The organism is Paenibacillus marinisediminis (assembly GCF_054343325.1).
On sequence record NZ_JBTGUH010000009.1, the window covers coordinates 33,854 to 49,427 of the forward strand.

The 15,574-nt window shown below is 43.1% G+C and carries 11 protein-coding genes; 1 reads left to right on the forward strand and 10 read right to left on the reverse strand.

From position 1 onward, the window contains the following. Positions 1–29: 29 nt before the first annotated feature. The 8 genes from ACXX53_RS17930 to ACXX53_RS17965 all read right to left on the reverse strand — a co-directional run bounded on the left by ACXX53_RS17930 (position 30) and on the right by ACXX53_RS17965 (position 11,958). Entirely contained in the window at positions 30–2,843 is a 2,814-nt protein-coding gene (locus ACXX53_RS17930; protein WP_458570055.1) for a DEAD/DEAH box helicase, read from the reverse strand. Positions 2,844–3,168: 325 nt separating this feature from the next. Then, complete coding sequence (locus tag ACXX53_RS17935; protein WP_458570056.1) at positions 3,169–5,616, reverse strand: DEAD/DEAH box helicase family protein; 2,448 nt, start codon at positions 5,614–5,616, stop codon at positions 3,169–3,171. Continuing rightward, complete coding sequence (locus ACXX53_RS17940) at positions 5,597–5,926, reverse strand: nucleoside triphosphate pyrophosphohydrolase (RefSeq protein WP_458570057.1); 330 nt, start codon at positions 5,924–5,926, stop codon at positions 5,597–5,599. The genes ACXX53_RS17935 and ACXX53_RS17940 overlap by 20 nt, the downstream gene beginning before the upstream one ends. Before the next feature lie 378 nt (positions 5,927–6,304). Continuing rightward, the gene (locus ACXX53_RS17945; RefSeq protein WP_458570058.1) at positions 6,305–7,690 is read right to left on the reverse strand and encodes a family 4 glycosyl hydrolase; all 1,386 of its coding nucleotides are present in this window, start codon (positions 7,688–7,690) and stop codon (positions 6,305–6,307) included. Between the two features lie 5 nt (positions 7,691–7,695). Next, on the reverse strand, positions 7,696–8,607 hold the full coding sequence (locus ACXX53_RS17950) for an ROK family protein (RefSeq protein ID WP_458570059.1): 912 nt from the start codon (positions 8,605–8,607) through the stop codon (positions 7,696–7,698). A 27-nt stretch (positions 8,608–8,634) separates the two neighbouring features. Continuing rightward, positions 8,635–9,345, reverse strand: coding sequence for a 6-phosphogluconolactonase (locus tag ACXX53_RS17955; protein WP_458570060.1), 711 nt, complete (start codon positions 9,343–9,345; stop codon positions 8,635–8,637). A gap of 20 nt (positions 9,346–9,365) precedes the next feature. Further along, the gene (locus tag ACXX53_RS17960) at positions 9,366–10,496 is read right to left on the reverse strand and encodes an ROK family protein (protein ID WP_458570061.1); all 1,131 of its coding nucleotides are present in this window, start codon (positions 10,494–10,496) and stop codon (positions 9,366–9,368) included. Positions 10,497–10,680: 184 nt separating this feature from the next. Further along, positions 10,681–11,958: a DEAD/DEAH box helicase gene (locus tag ACXX53_RS17965; RefSeq protein WP_458570062.1), complete on the reverse strand. Its 1,278-nt coding sequence runs from the start codon at positions 11,956–11,958 to the stop codon at positions 10,681–10,683. A gap of 260 nt (positions 11,959–12,218) precedes the next feature. On the opposite strand from ACXX53_RS17965, the gene ACXX53_RS17970 reads away from it, so the two are divergent. Next, positions 12,219–13,022 (forward strand): DUF2935 domain-containing protein, encoded by an 804-nt coding sequence (locus ACXX53_RS17970; protein WP_458570063.1) that lies wholly within the window; start codon positions 12,219–12,221, stop codon positions 13,020–13,022. A gap of 83 nt (positions 13,023–13,105) precedes the next feature. Here ACXX53_RS17970 and ACXX53_RS17975 read toward each other — a convergent pair whose 3' ends face one another. Further along, positions 13,106–14,698 (reverse strand): AMP-binding protein, encoded by a 1,593-nt coding sequence (locus ACXX53_RS17975; RefSeq protein ID WP_458570064.1) that lies wholly within the window; start codon positions 14,696–14,698, stop codon positions 13,106–13,108. Next, a complete protein-coding gene (locus ACXX53_RS17980; protein WP_458570065.1) occupies positions 14,647–15,498 on the reverse strand; it encodes an SDR family NAD(P)-dependent oxidoreductase in 852 nt (283 codons plus the stop codon). Before ACXX53_RS17980 ends, ACXX53_RS17975 begins: the two co-directional genes overlap by 52 nt. Positions 15,499–15,574 lie beyond the last annotated feature (76 nt).

Genomic DNA, 15,574 nt, shown 5'->3' on the forward strand with positions numbered 1-15,574 from the left:
TGAGAAGACTACTTTTTTAAATGAGAAGACTATACTTTTCTGGTAAACTCCGTAAATAAAGTTGAAGGTATTTCGTTATCCAACTCGATTTTAACTGTGATTGGTTTCTCACCTTCATAATGGACAGTATTACCTGTTCCAATATAAATAAAAGGCTCATTCTTACCGTCTATTTCTCTATATTTCCTCACAAACAAATGAAGCTTAATCCCGCGGCGTTTATTATCAATTATATTTTGCCCTCTATCTGTATTTTGAGAGGTGCTATTTGGAGTTTGCCACTGGAAGTAACGCCCGTCTATAAATTTATCCTTATAATTTATGCTCTCCTTGATGTCTTCTTCCTTGTGAAGGTCTATGAACAAAAAATAGTCGTTACCATTTGTAAGTAGTCCTGACCCTCTATACGAACTATGGATTTTACGATAATTAGACAGCAAGGCAGCATCAACCATTGGATATTGTTCATAAAGTTTAAAATGTGGAACACCGTAGTATTCTTTTTTAAATTCTTTTTCATAGCGGAAAATTCCGTAAGAAACGATATCCTCAATATACTTTCGGTATTCCTCGTTATTTAATAACTCTTTTAAATGCAGACTCTTAACAAGCTTTCCATTGCTGTATTGAACTAATTTTGGCTTATTCTTTATTTGAACACTATCATAGTAATCTTGATTCAAACACTCAAATGCATGCAGAATGCTATCATCATCAACATCATTAATCATCTTAAGAATCTGATGCTTTGCGATTTCTGGATTAATTTCCTCGTGATCTAATAAATATCTTATGATAACAAATTCATAAATCCTTTTAAGTGGTAGTTTACTTGATAATTCTTTTAAAGTTCCTTCAAACGCTTCGTTTTGTAAAAGTTCCTTTAAAAAATCATCTTTCTCTACATTGGCCACGAACTGCAAATATGTCTTTTCTCGATCAATAAATTTAACTGGATCAGGTGCACCGTCAAACTTCATATAGTCCAATAACAAATAAGGAATTCGCCCCTGATTCAGTTGTTTAAATTCAAAATACTCTTCCTTTAAATACTTCAATGAATTGAAATTTTCTTTATCTATCTGTTCCAAAATTCTTTCCTGAGCGATCTTATCCATCTGGATATGTGTACACCCAGGTATATTGGCGAACCCAGTCGCAATAGCTACCTTCAAGCTTTCTTTGTCATAATAACGACTTCCGTTTAGTGCGAGTGCAATAAGGAAAGTCTTATTATGGTTCCCGATAAAATCAAGAACTGTTAAAAAGCTTTTATCAGCATGCTTTCGCAATCCTCTTCCTAATTGCTGAATAAACACAATCGGAGAGTTTGTTGGTCTTAACATAAGTACGGAATTTACAGAAGGTATGTCGACTCCTTCATTAAAAATATCAACCGTAAAAATAAATTCTAGTTCGTCATGGTCACTTTCTAATCGAGTTATATATCGCTCGCGTGTTTCAGGTGAATCAGCACCTTGCAAACAAACGCTTGTATAGCCTCTTTTATTAAATTCACTAGCCATATATTGAGCATGCTCGATACTAGCGCAGAAACCAAGACATTTTCTTTTCTCACCGTCATGTCCATAAAAGTTCATTTTCTCAATAATAAAGTCTACTCGTTCATTAACCTTTAACCTTTTTGTGATTTCAGTAATGTCGTCTATACTTACATCACTTAAGTCAATGCCTTCAACATCGGTTATCCCAAAGTAATGGAATGGAATTACCAACTCATCCTCTAAAGCCTCATGTAAACGGACCTCTAACGCAACATTATTATCAAAGAGGTCAAAGACATTATAACCGTCGCTTCGTTCTGGAGTAGCAGTCATCCCCAATGTAAACTTTGGCTTAAAATAATTTAAAACGGAACGATAAGTCGGACTAGAAGCATGATGGGCTTCATCAATGACTAAATAGTCAAATTCGTCATTATCAAACTCATGAAAACATTTAGAAATGGTTTGAATGGTGGCAAACACATAATCCACATTTTTTTGCTTATGATTTCCTGTAAGCAATCCAAAGGTAAGACCCTCATTAGAGAGAAGCAATTCAAAAGTATCTTTTGCCTTTCTCAGTATCTCTTCCCTATGTACAATGAAAAGAAGTTTCTTTGGTCTTAAGTTCTTCACATCAAAAGCCGACATATACGTTTTACCTGTACCAGTCGCAGCAATAACGAGTGCCCTTTTCTCCCCAAAGTTTCTCAGTCTTTCTAAATTTTCAGTAGCTCGCTTTTGCATCCTATTTTGGACAATATTTTGTTTATTTTCATAGAATAATCGATGAGAATTTTGTGTATTCTTCAAGCTTTTTAAAAAATCTTCATACCTCTGAATAAAATCTTGATCGGCTTCCTCACTCCTACTCCATAGATAATCATATTCTTTTAAGACATCTTGAATAAATCGACCATTTTCCTTGGTAACAAGCTCAACATTCCATTCAATATTACTTTTCAGTGCACTTTGAGTGATATTGGATGATCCAATAATCACCTTATAGTTATCTTTGTATTCAAATATGTAAGCTTTCGTATGAAAACCAATTTCTTTATCGGTAACGAAAACCTTTAAATCAATATTATCAAACTCTCTTATTTTTTCTAATGCCTTTGCATCCGTAAAATTGAGATAAGTTGAAGTGATAACCTTACCTTTAATTCCCTTGTTTTCTGCTTCCTTTAAAGGATCAAGCAGTAGTTGTAGCCCGCTAAAGTTAATAAAAGCTACACTAAAATAGAAACTCTCGCACTCGCTCATCGATTTGACTAACTCACGTAATAAATTGCCCTTATCAGAATTAACTATTAGTTTCTCTTTAATTACTTCCATATTATTACTCATCACCCTATATTCCCTGGAATTTTGTCTCAACATAGCATGAGCCTTATTTCACAATTTGCTGCTCCCGTGATGCTGATATGGCGTATTTATTTAAAAAAGTAGTTGGGAAACCGAATGTATAAATTATTAATAACTTCTTTGCCAAACATATTTAATGTACTACTTAACGCATAATCCCCGTGGGATCTACCGTTAATATCATTACCACCACCTAACCCAATGGTATGTGTTCGCATGAAAAAACCTCCGCCACGTGTAAACTGTACCCTATCGAGAAGACACTTAAAAAAGTCTCTCGGTAGGGTACAGTTTATTATTGAAGGGGTCTTTGCTTTTGCTCTTTGCGCTCAAAGTGATGATGCAGCCTATAAAGGCAAATTTCTTTTGTCCAGCGATACAGGATAGAACGATGCTCGGGGGCGGGCTCAATCCTTAGATTAAACACCCAATCCTCAAAGCGTGTCATACTCCCTTTAGCCGTACCCCACTTCGTCATTGGCATACGTTCAATAAGCTGGCTAATTCCGGCCTCATTATACTCCCAGAGCCTTTTTGAGTCCTTGTCGGAGAAATCGATTCTTCTCCGGTATTCCTTCTCCATAAGGTAACCGTGAAAGAATGGCGCTACCTCCAAAGGCGTAACAGGCAACGCCCAGTGATCCGGACCACGTTCGAGCATATAGAGGAGTATGATCATTTTATAGCTCTTGGTCATGACCGTCTTCTCGACATCACGTATCCAAGCCTCATATTGATAATAAACTTCTTCTTCTTCCTTTGTTAAGCATTCGGCCCATTGAAGAAAACCAACGTAAGAACCGAATTCATTCCGATATTCCCAGCTGTTGGATCTCCCATATAGGTGAAGTTCTAGATAACTAGGGATTCGTCCGAGCTCATTCTTTAGATCTAGGAAGGAACAGTGCAATCTTTCGCGATGTGGCAGCTTTTTACGTCTTAATTCATCGAGCAGATTGATAACAGCCGTCTCCAGATGGAGTTCACATCCAGCCGGTACAGATGGAATGACTGCTTCCTTTGCTTTCCCCTCTACTTCCCCTTCATTTGCGAATAATCGAAGTTTCACATCTGCATTTCGATAATTTCCTATCAAGTCGATAATCGTGCAATGCGACTTCTGCTCCGATAACCGCAGACCCCGGCCAACCTGTTGTGTGAAAACCGTTAATGATTCCGTCGGACGGACGAAAAGTAAGGTATCTACACTAGGAATATCCACACCTTCATTGAACAAATCGACTGTAAATATGACCTCTAGATCCCCTCTGACTAGACGTGTTATCGCTTCTTCCCTCGTGATTCCTACCGTTCCAGAGTGAAGACCGACTGCTGATACTCCCCTGTCTTGAAAATAGCCCGCCAAAAAATCTGCCTGCCGAATGGACGAACAAAAACCAATTGTACGTGTTTGCTTATGCTCAGTCCAGGCGTCGTAGATCTTGTCGGCCAGTGCTTGTTTCAACTGAGCTGCAGTCAACTGTTCATCATCGTAGTGCGTTCCAAGCCACCTAATGGATGAATAATCCGTATCATCATAAACACCAAAATATCGGAATGGGGACAACCAGCCACGACGGATGGCCTCAATAAAATGAATCTGGTAGGCGACGTTACCATCACAAAGAGCATACACATCCTTGCCGTCCATCCGATCTGGTGTTGCCGTTATGCCAAGTAAAAATTTCGGATTAAAATATCGGATGACCGATTGATACGACGCAGCGGCAGCATGATGGAATTCATCTACAACGATAAGATCAAACTGGTCCGGCATGAAGGATTCACGGTGTTTCTTCATCCCGAGGGTGTAAATCGAAGCAAACACACAGTCTGCGTTCCCCTCTTTCATGACTCCGTTATAAATACCGAAGGTATTATCCGGCATGATACGCTGGAACGATCGTTTCGCTTGAAAAAGAATTTCTTCACGATGCGCTACGAATAGCACACGTTTAAAACGCTGAGCAAAAAAGCCAGCAAGATAGGTTTTACCAAGTCCCGTGGCCATGACAACCATAGCTTTGTCATATTCCTCTTCTAACGTTCTCTCTAATGCATCCAGTGCATCGATTTGAGCAAATCTAGGATGGATAGGAGTTTGTTCCCCGTCCAAAACCGTTTTTTCTACGGAATTGCCCGTATTATCGGTGAGGTACTCATCCTCTTCCATCTTTGTAATCATGCGGATTAATTCTGGATTTTTACGATGGCAGGTCCGATACTCCTCTCCATAGATTGCAATGGTATGCTCATTCAAAGGTAATGTAGAATCGTGATAGAAATTCTGCATGAACTTGTCCAAAGCAACTTGGAAGGTATAAGGTTCTGCTTTTGCATTCATCGCTAGGTTCCATTCCATCCCCATTCTCATGGCGGACATGGAAAAATTAGAGGAACCGACGATAAGCAATCCTTCACCGTTTTCATAGTCAAATAAATAGGCCTTAGGGTGAAAGGACGTTCCCATACTTCGCCATAATCGTGCCTCCAGCCGAGTATCAATATCGAGTAATGCCTGCAGGCCTTCCGGCTGCGTAACAAAAAGATAATCGCCGGCCAGAACCTTCACTTCGGCTCCTCGCTCTATCGCACCTTTCAGATAGGGCGCCAATAAGCGCACACCTGACTGCATAACGAAGGAAGTCATGATATAGATACTGGAAGCATTCTGCATTCCGGTAATTAACTCGTCCGCTAGATTTTCTGTAATTAATTTGACATTAAGCGTTGTCGTCGACATCGATTAGATACACCCGCTCCTGAAATCCACCACGCGCTTTCGCCTTCTTCTCTCTCAAGGCTTCAAGTTGTTCCCATGTTGCACCATGTACAGGGGCCAACGCCCGAATAATCTCAAGCATATCTGCAAGTTCTTCTAACGATTCTTTTGGACTTTGAGCTGTGAAGTATTCTTCCGACTCTTCCTTTAACTTTATGATAAGTTCTTTTTTATACTCTTCTTCATCCAATATACGTGTGCGGAATTCTTTACCTGTAGATTTAATGATTTGGGGAATAAGGTCACGAACAAGCTTGTTGTAAACCGGCATGGGCATTTCATCCTTTGCAAGTTAGTTATCTATTATTGTATCACAACTAAGGGAATGGAAGAGATCGGTACAATTAGCTCGCAGCTCTGATGCGTTATGCTCCGCTGCCTTCTACAGGATACTTTCATTCCAAGTTCAAGATAAATCTAGCGGAATGGGGAATATATTCTTGTATCCATGAATCGCATCGTGCATAAAGAGCAGAGAGAGCTTCAATCTCGATCTTTTCAGATATTCTTATTGTACCAGGTTGATCATCTTGGCACCTGGCACAATAATAATTCCGCGCCAACAATATAACTTCACAACAAAAGACCTGGTCTCAGCAGCCAGGTCCCATGTCTACCATTTCACTATCCGCCTTGCCAACTTGATTCCTTACTTCCACTCCAGCTTCGGCAGGATATCTTTTTGCCGCTCGCACATCTCATCGATCATCGCGCACGCTTGATAATAAGTTGGCGCTTGAGGATCAAGCAGAATCGCTTGCAGAAGCTTCGTCTTCGAATTCTCTACATAAGCCTCTAGCAGCAGCTTGTGGATCGTGCCTTGAATATGAATCGTACCGATAAGAGCAGTTGGCAGTTCAACCGTCATGGGTACGAATTCAATGTTGTTGCCTCTCACAACAGCTTGCGTTTCAACGACCATATCATCTGGAAGTCCCTTAATAGCGCCTTTATTTTGCATATTAACAGCATTCAGATGAAGCTCTTCCCCGAAGAACATCGCTTCGATAATTGGAACAGCATATTCTCCGCTGCATCTAACCTTTTCCTTATCGAATACATAAGCCTGTTCTGTCCAGAGCTCTTGTGTCATGATTGGCGAGAATAGATCCTGATCTATATTGTAGCCGCCAGCGCAGTACACGAATTCAGGCACTCTTGAATCTTTCTCCCACATCGTTTCTCGGATTGGATCATAGCGATATTGCAGAGACAGTCCTGCGTAGAAATCATCCGCATAGGAAATATACTCTCCGATATGGTTCGTTCCTGGATAAGGATAATAGCCGTAAGTGCGGTACATCGTTCTGGACAACGCCATATGCTCGAATTTCGCCAGACGATTCGCCTGTTTCTCTTTCTTATGGAACAGTGGGTACAGATCTTCCCCAGTCTTCTTGTTCCAGATCTTAGTGAAGAATCCGAAGTGATTCAAGCCGCCGCCCTCAACGCCGATATCCTTAATATCCATCTCCAAGAACTCAGCCAGCTGATGAATACCCATTTCCAGACCGTGGCACAAGCCTACGACTTTAATAGAAGTCATCTTGGAGATAGCTTCTACTAGCTTAGCTTCCGGATTCGTATAGTTAATGAGCCAAGCATCTGGACATACGTTCTCCATCGTCTTCGCAATCTCGAGCATAGGACCTAGGTTTCTCAGCGTGTGGAACATAGATCCCGGGCCGCCATTCTCGCCATAGATCTGTTTGCTGCCGTAACGACGTGGAATGTGGAAATCTTGAGACCAGTAGAAGTATCTCTCTACCTCGATCGCTACGATGACAAAGTCTGCTTCTCTTACTGCATCTTCTAGATTGAGAGTATGCCAGATCTTCGCAGGGTGCGAATATTCAGCGAACATATCGGTTGCATACTTGTGGGTTCTCTTCACATTCTCTTCTACAATATCCATCAGCGCGATCTCAAGATCCGCATGATTCTTCAAACGTTCAGACAATACCAGATCGTTAAGCGCGCCTAGTGCAAAGGAAACACTGCCTGCTCCAATCAAAGCCACTTTCAACTTTTTCATCGTTCTCATTCTCCTTTAGCCTTTGTATATACGTTGTATCCAGCCCCAATAATTCCAGCATCAGGGCCAAATTGAGATACCACTATCTTGACGTTGTCGCTTAAGCGCGGAAGTACTTTCTTCTTCGCGCTTTCGATTACTCTTTCGATCAACCACTGATTGTGATGAATGACAGCTCCACCGACAACAAAAATATCGGGATCTATCGTTTGCATCAACGAAACAATGGCATTGGAAAAGTACTCGATCCAGGATTCAATGACTGCTATCGCTTGTCTATCGTTCAGATGGTACTGTTCGAACAATAGACTCACCGTTGCATGGCTGCCATACAGAAGCTTGCTTTCCTCTTCCAAGGCGATGCCGCTGCACAGAGATTCCAAAGTACCATCGTATAACGTGGAGTGATTCTTCTTGCTGTCGGATATAATCATGCTTCCGATCTCACCGGCATAACCGTGGGCGCCATGGACAAGCTTATTATCCAAGATGATCCCGCTCCCAATTCCGGAGCTAACTGTTATGTAGATCGAATGATGATAGGCTTTCGCTGCCCCATGATCCGATTCAAGCAGTGTGATCACATTTACATCGTTCTCGAAGAAGACATCATATTCCGGAAAATAAGATCTAATCATTCCAATATGAACATTCTCCAGACAAGGGATGTTGGTTGCATCACAGATGACTTCAGTTTGATCATTCCAAGGAACCGGCAGCACAATGCCAATCTTGCTGGCTTGCTGTTCAGGATCCACTGTCTCGATCATCGCTTTAACAGCTGCAAAGATCTCCTCGACATGACGAAAGCTGCTCGTTAACGCTGTTTCCTTCCGAACTAGCTCCAGATTCTCATTAACAAGTCCAACTCGAACATTTGTGCCTCCAATGTCTACACCAATTACGTAATAACCCATGTTTGTGCTCCTAAACTTTGATGACTATCAAATGTATTTCGCAGCCTCCGCATCTAGATAGAAATCGATGTGCTCATAACCTAGCAATTCCTGCGCAGGCAGATTCGCATCCGGATTCGTAAATATTTCTTTCACGATGTCAGCTTTATGCGCTCCCGTGATGGCTACAACCACTCTCTTGCTGCAGATAATCTGGCCTAAACCCAATGTGATTCCGTCTGTTAATTCCGTCTGTTCATTAAAATATTTCTGAGCAACTTCCTTAGTTGTTTTCGATAACGGTACTACACTGCTATGCTGCAAGATAGGAGATCCCGGTTCGTTGAGTCCGATATGCCCATTCATGCCTACGCCCATTAAACTGAATGTAATAGGAAGCTGCTCGATACAATGATCAATTCGTAAGCACTCCTGCTTCAGATCCGAGGATGTTCCATTGAAGAACTCAATCTGACTGTCATCAAGCGATACTAGTGAAAATAAATCCTGATTCAGCATTTGAAAGCAGCTGCCTTCTGAGTTTCTATCAATTCCAGCCCATTCATCTAAGCTCACAATATTAAGCTTCTTTATATGCTGATGAATATCCGCATCACCGGCAAATGTTTTATAGCTCTTCTGTGGTGTGCTTCCCGAAGCCAAGCAAAAGACGGGCTGTTCATCGTTTAATAGATGATCTTTCATTTCCTTGGCAATCTCGTATGCTACTTCCTCTTCCGTATCAAAGATCATAATCATATGGTTCACTCCTTTGAAGGTTATCCTGAGATGATATGAATCATCTCTTGCTGAAGAGTGAGTACAGCCGCTCCGATTGCTGTTGATTCGTGGCAATCACTTGCTGTAATCGTAGGAGTCCATTCCGTGTATTGCTCGACATAGCTTCTGGTGCGATTCAATATACGTTCTGGGAACAGCGCTATCGTCTTGCCGCTAATCATGATCCGATCGATATCCAATATGCTGATCACATTCGTAATGGTTAGAGCGAGATTCTTAGAGATGTAGTCGATGCAAGCTTCGACATCTTCAGCAGAATTCAGATCATACGTGCTTAACAGATACTTGATGCCTAGTCTGCTTTCCAACCAGCCTACGGACGACGGAGTTCGCTTATATTCGGAATCGAAGCACATGTACTCCAGCTCACCCGCGCTCGCATTAACGCCTCGATGCAGCTCCTTATTCAGGATTAAGCCGCCCCCAACCCCATCACCAGCAGCGATATGAACGAGATTCGCCGGCGCTTGATCTCCATTTTCCAGATTACGAAATTCCGCCACTGTCGCTGCGTTCACATCGTTCTCTAGAAGAATGGGCAGGCTCACTGCACCTTTCAGCTTCTCGATAATCGCTTCATAATGAAAGTCATTCTCCTGGTTATGCTGGGTTCTCATGCGGATCGTTTTCTTCCTTGTATTGATCGCCCCATCAACGCCAATGCCTATTCCCAAGACCACACTGTTCGTTTCCTTCGCCTTATGCTTGAAGTGCTCCACGATTTCTATAAATATCGCAGTGAACTCTTCACTATAGAAAGGGATGTCGGTTTCAAGCGAATACGAATCAATGATCTTGCTGTATAGATTAATGAGCACTGCTGTAATCGTGCTGCCGATAATCTGGATTCCGATTGTGGTATAGCTATTTTCATTAAATCGGTATACCGTACGCTTTCTTCCCAAGCCGCCAGAGCCTTCTCGACTCTCACCCGTGACAGTCAAGATCCCGACCTCTTCAAAGAAGTTAACAATCTTGCTCACAGTTACGAAGCTCATCGCCGTTTTTTCTGTGATCTCGACTTTTGCCAACTCAGGATGCTGCAGCAGAATGTCAAATATGATTTTTCTATTCTCATCTTTAATGTCATTTGGTAGAAACGACTTCATAAGTGCACCCACCTGTAATCTATTTAATTTAATTAATAAACAAACTTAAATAATTGATGTCTTAAGAGCTATTATATGCTCACTAGCGCACATGTCAAGTAATGATGTGTCCGCTTTCACAATGATTCAGCTGCCGCACACAAAAAAGAAGCGGAATTATTCCCGCTTCATATAACTCCAGATCCTATGCTTTTATCTGCTTGTTTTTATTTCTTTTGGTAAACCATTCGGACTTTGGCTTACGCTTCGGATTAGCCTTGGATTTCTCAGGTTTGGAGACTGCTGATCGTGGTGCTGTCTCTACCTGCGCAGGCGTCGATGTTAACTGCATCTTATAGGCGTGGTCTTCGACTCTCGGAATGGTCTTTCCAATCAATTTCTCGATATCTTTAAGATACGGAATTTCCTCATTATCGCAAAACGAAATGGCAGTCCCACTCAGTCCTGCTCTGCCTGTACGCCCAATACGATGAACATACGTTTCCGGAATATTAGGAAGGTTAAAGTTGATTACATGCGAAAGTTCCTCGATATCGATTCCTCTTGCAGCGATATCCGTAGCTACCAACACTCTCGTTACCCCGCTCTTGAAATTACTTAAGGCTAGCTGACGAGCATTCTGAGATTTGTTGCCATGAATAGCCTGAGCAGTTATTTTTACTTTGGTTAATTCACGCACTACGCGGTCTGCGCCGTGTTTGGTACGAGTAAATACGAGAGCAGTAGCAATAGATTTATCCTGTAACAGATCATTCAATTGTTTCTGCTTGTTCCCCTTATCTATCAAATATACCGATTGTTGTATGCGATCCACCGTAGAAGACACAGGCGTGATTTCGACTTTCACGGGATTTACGAGCAGCGATTTTACCAATTGGGATATCTCTGGCGGCATGGTTGCCGAGAAGAAGAGGGTTTGTCTTTTACGAGGCATTTTCGTAATAATTCTTTTCACATCGTGAATAAAGCCCATGTCTAACATCCTGTCGGCTTCATCCAATACCAGCATGTTGACATATTGTAAATCAATACGTTTTTGATTGATTAGATCAATAAGTCTGCCCGGAGTTGCAATAATAATATCCGCTCCTCGACTTAGCGCCCGCTCCTGTACCTTTTGCGAAACACCGCCAACGATCGCAGAACAACGTAAATCAGTGAACTGACTATACGCTTGAATGTTGTCGGCAATTTGCAGAGCAAGCTCTCTTGTCGGTGATAGGATCAATGCACGGATACGGCGCACTCCACTAGCCTTACTGTGTTGTTCACTTAACAATTGGATCATCGGAACCGCAAATGCTGCCGTCTTCCCTGTTCCCGTTTGAGCGCATCCAAGTAAATCTCTGCCAGCTAATACAGCTGGAATCGCCTGTTCTTGTATGGGCGTCGGCGTTGTGTAGTTCTCTTTGGTTAAAGCTTTTAATACTTCAGGTATTATATTCAAGTCTTTAAATATCATTTTTTCTCCTTCATGTCGATTTCATCTATTTCATTGGTACGAGTGACCATGGAATCCCACTTCATATCGCAATATATAAAGATACCACACATAGGCATACAATATGAAGCGGTATATTCAACCGCCTTAGGGCGTTATTACTTGTTCCATGAACACCGAATAATCCTCGGACTAGCTATGAACATTCCTTCACATATCAAATTAACGAATAGAATACGATGTACTATGGGCTTCGTGTGTATATCTATATGGAGGTGATCATGGTGTCAAATGTGTTCGTCGCTCGTTCATTGGATGAAGTGCGTTTTTGGTCACGCATTATGAAGGAGCATTCGCTATTTCTCAAATTAGGATTTCGGTGCGAGGACACGCAGTTAATTAATGAGGCCAATCAATTCTATGCTTTGTTTGAAGGGATCGAGAGGCAAGCGCATGCGTTCACAGTCGCAACAGATCCGGAACAGATTCGCCGCTTTAATGTCGAAGTACATAATGCCGCATCACACATATGGGCGTTCAAACGGAAGGTATTGGGCCTGGTGCTCAGCTGCCAGATGCCGGGGGCGAATAACTTCCCCTTACTCATCGATCATACAAGCAGAGAAGCAAACTATTTCCGAAACCGCTTGGAAGAGCTGAACAGCGGGAGATTAGAGCCATTGCCAGATGCGATTATTGATGAAAATGTGTTCTTCCTGCGGATTATGGCCGATCATGCGAAATTCATCGGACATCTGCTCGACCCTTCCGAGCGGCAGTTGGTTGAGCAGGCGCGCAACTTCAGCCATGACTTTGACCAGCTGTTATTCCAGGCTAGAGATCTGGATTCCATGCGGCCGCAGTCGCAAACGATGCCACTGCTGGACCAGTTCCTGGATCAGAATCGCGTATCTGTAAAGTCACTGCGCGACTTCAAGAAGACGGCGAAGGACTTGATAGAAGCCTGCCGAATCAAAAGCATCATTCACCCTTTGTTGGCTGATCATGTATTTCGTGAAGCGGAGAGATTCCTGGCGATCATTGACATGTTCGAACAGAGTTTAAATGCTGTAAAGCAGCAGTGACTACCACCCCTAAGCAGTTGGAACGTATGATGGCTCGTAAAATAAAGAGGAGTGGGTTCCCCCCACTCCAACTTGGAGTCAATTCACACTAAGCTCTTCAGATGCTTCTTATCTAACTTTCCCACCGGCGTATAGGGCATTTGTTCAACGAAGGTGATTTCTTTCGGCATCTGGAATCTCGCAACTCTAGGACGCAGCCACTCCAGAAGCTGTTCTTGTGTCGCGCCGCAATTCATGTTCAGAAGTACAAATGCCTTCAATCGTTGCCCAAACAGCTCATCAGGTATTCCGATAATCGCTGCATCCTCTACTTGCGGGTGCTGGATGAGGATCTGCTCCACTTCAATCGGATACACATTGACACCACCAGACACGACCATGTCGTCTACCCTGCCGCATAAATAATAGTACCCCTTATGATCTCGATAACCCAGATCGCCTGTCGCGATCCATGCATCATGGCCATTGGTTTTGGACCATTTATTTTTAATGAGCAATTGACCTACCTTGCCGATCTCGACCTCATGATGATGATCATCGACGATCTTCAATTGAACGCCATGTATGGCCTTACCGATTGTATTTCCTGCGATGGACAAGTCCTGCGGTGTTGCGATCATATTCAGACCCGCTTCCGAAGTGCCGTACAGATTGTACACGATATCTCCTACCTTGCTGCGCGTCTCCTCTACAAGCTTCGGACTCAGCTCCGCGCTTCCAGAAGCGATGCAGGCCAGAGAGGTCAATTGACTCGTGTCCTGCCTCAGCAATTTATGAATCATCGACGGGACTACCGTTATGATCTCGACTTGATGCCCCCGAATGAGCTCGCATGCTTTTTGTGCATCGAACCTGTTCTGAATGACTATTTTCTGACCCATAGCGATAAATAACAAGCATACTCCCACACCGTAGCCGTGATAAATAGGCGTCGCAATATAAGCCGTACGATAGTGAAAAAGCTTCAATCTGGTGATGAGCGCAATAAACGGGTTTACATAATTGAACATCGATGGTTGATGCGCGGCTGATTTGGACTTTCCCGTAGTCCCTCCCGTCAATAGAATCAGCTTGCTCCGGGAGGTCCGCTTCAGCTTCGGAATATCATTCAGATTCGTGGTCAGCAGGCTGCTTATGGCTGGTAAATGATCATCATAGCTAAGTATCTTATTCATCGTATAATGGGACTGCTCGATCAACGAATGTAAGTCACGATCATAGATGATGAGCTGAAGATCATGCTCATGCAACAGACTTTCCAATTGACCCTTGCTCATCTCCGCATTCAACAAGTAGACATCCGCTCCGAGCCGCGATACCGCGAATATGGATTTCACCAAACACGCATGATTTCTGCATATCACTCCGACCTTATGACCGCTGCGAAGATGGTATTGCTGCTGCAGGAGAAAGGCCAGCTTATCCGATTGCGTCAGTAATTCTCTATAACTTAACATCTCATGCTCATCCACGATCGCTGTTTGATTGCCATAGGTCTTGGCTGCGAATCCTAGCAGAGCCATGATATTGATGCCGTATGTCCATATCGCGGCGATGAATCGCACGAGTCCGACAGGAGTCAGCAATCTGATCTTGCAGCCCACGTACACCAAGTGTATGAAATTTATCGCTGTTTCCTCCTTTTTCGCAAACGTGCCAGAGTCCATACCTCCCATATCCCTCTACATAGGATCGAAGCCCACTGTCCAAAGATGATCCACCACGGCTTATACGTCCGACTCCGCGTGTACATGGACTTGCAGATGATGTTGGCGACGTGCCGCGAGCTCATTGCCGGAAGGTCTTGATAAGCTGCTGTCGGCAGGATCATAGGCGTCTTAACTAAGGGAAGATAGATCGAAGTGGTGGAGATCCCCATCGCGTTCAACTCTGGTGCCGTGGACCGAAACCAGTTGTCAAATGCGGACTTCGAGGCCTGATAAGCCGCCCAGTAAGGAATGGGCAATAACAGAACGTTAACGGTAGATATGTTGATGATATGTCCTTGATTTTGTTCAAGAATAGGAATAGCTGCGAGCAGTAATTGTACAGGCGCCAAATAATTAATCGCCATCGTCCGCGTAAAGTCGTGATATCGGTCCAAGGAATCATGGATGGAGCGTCTGATCGAAATGCCCGCATTGCTTACGATATAATCCAAGCCGTCAGGCAGCTGTTGAATAAAGGCGATTACCTTGTCCATCTCGTCTTGATGTCTAAGATCCGCTCGTACGATACTGACTCGAGCAGCATGCTGCTCAATCTCATGCTTCATCGCGATCAGCTTATCCTCTGTTCGAGCCACTAATATCAGATGCGTATTCAGATCCGCCAGCCGAAATGCCAGCTGTTCTCCAATCCCCGAGCTAGCTCCTGTGATGAGAATTGTCTTGCCCTCTAGCTGCCTCCTGAGCTTCTGCTCATGGATCCTAGTAGGCGGAAATAATAACTTTTCCAGAAAACTATAGGTATGCATGCCTGACTCCTTCCTATCTAGCGGTTGCGGTCAGCTATGTCTACATATTCTCCATGGGAAGAGACAGTCCTCTAGT

What these genes read in the sequence shown, in the direction of transcription:
- ACXX53_RS17960 (WP_458570061.1), bottom strand. Translation starts at nt 10,496, where the DNA reads ATGAAGTCGTTTCTACCAAATGACATTAAAGATGAGAATAGAAAAATC.
- ACXX53_RS17935 (WP_458570056.1), bottom strand. Translation starts at nt 5,616, where the DNA reads ATGTCGACGACAACGCTTAATGTCAAATTAATTACAGAAAATCTAGCG.
- ACXX53_RS17980 (WP_458570065.1), bottom strand. Translation starts at nt 15,498, where the DNA reads ATGCATACCTATAGTTTTCTGGAAAAGTTATTATTTCCGCCTACTAGG.
- ACXX53_RS17970 (WP_458570063.1), top strand. Translation starts at nt 12,219, where the DNA reads ATGGTGTCAAATGTGTTCGTCGCTCGTTCATTGGATGAAGTGCGTTTT.
- ACXX53_RS17975 (WP_458570064.1), bottom strand. Translation starts at nt 14,698, where the DNA reads ATGGGAGGTATGGACTCTGGCACGTTTGCGAAAAAGGAGGAAACAGCG.
- ACXX53_RS17965 (WP_458570062.1), bottom strand. Translation starts at nt 11,958, where the DNA reads ATGATATTTAAAGACTTGAATATAATACCTGAAGTATTAAAAGCTTTA.
- ACXX53_RS17955 (WP_458570060.1), bottom strand. Translation starts at nt 9,345, where the DNA reads ATGATTATGATCTTTGATACGGAAGAGGAAGTAGCATACGAGATTGCC.
- ACXX53_RS17940 (WP_458570057.1), bottom strand. Translation starts at nt 5,926, where the DNA reads ATGCCGGTTTACAACAAGCTTGTTCGTGACCTTATTCCCCAAATCATT.
- ACXX53_RS17945 (WP_458570058.1), bottom strand. Translation starts at nt 7,690, where the DNA reads ATGAAAAAGTTGAAAGTGGCTTTGATTGGAGCAGGCAGTGTTTCCTTT.
- ACXX53_RS17950 (WP_458570059.1), bottom strand. Translation starts at nt 8,607, where the DNA reads ATGGGTTATTACGTAATTGGTGTAGACATTGGAGGCACAAATGTTCGA.
- ACXX53_RS17930 (WP_458570055.1), bottom strand. Translation starts at nt 2,843, where the DNA reads ATGGAAGTAATTAAAGAGAAACTAATAGTTAATTCTGATAAGGGCAAT.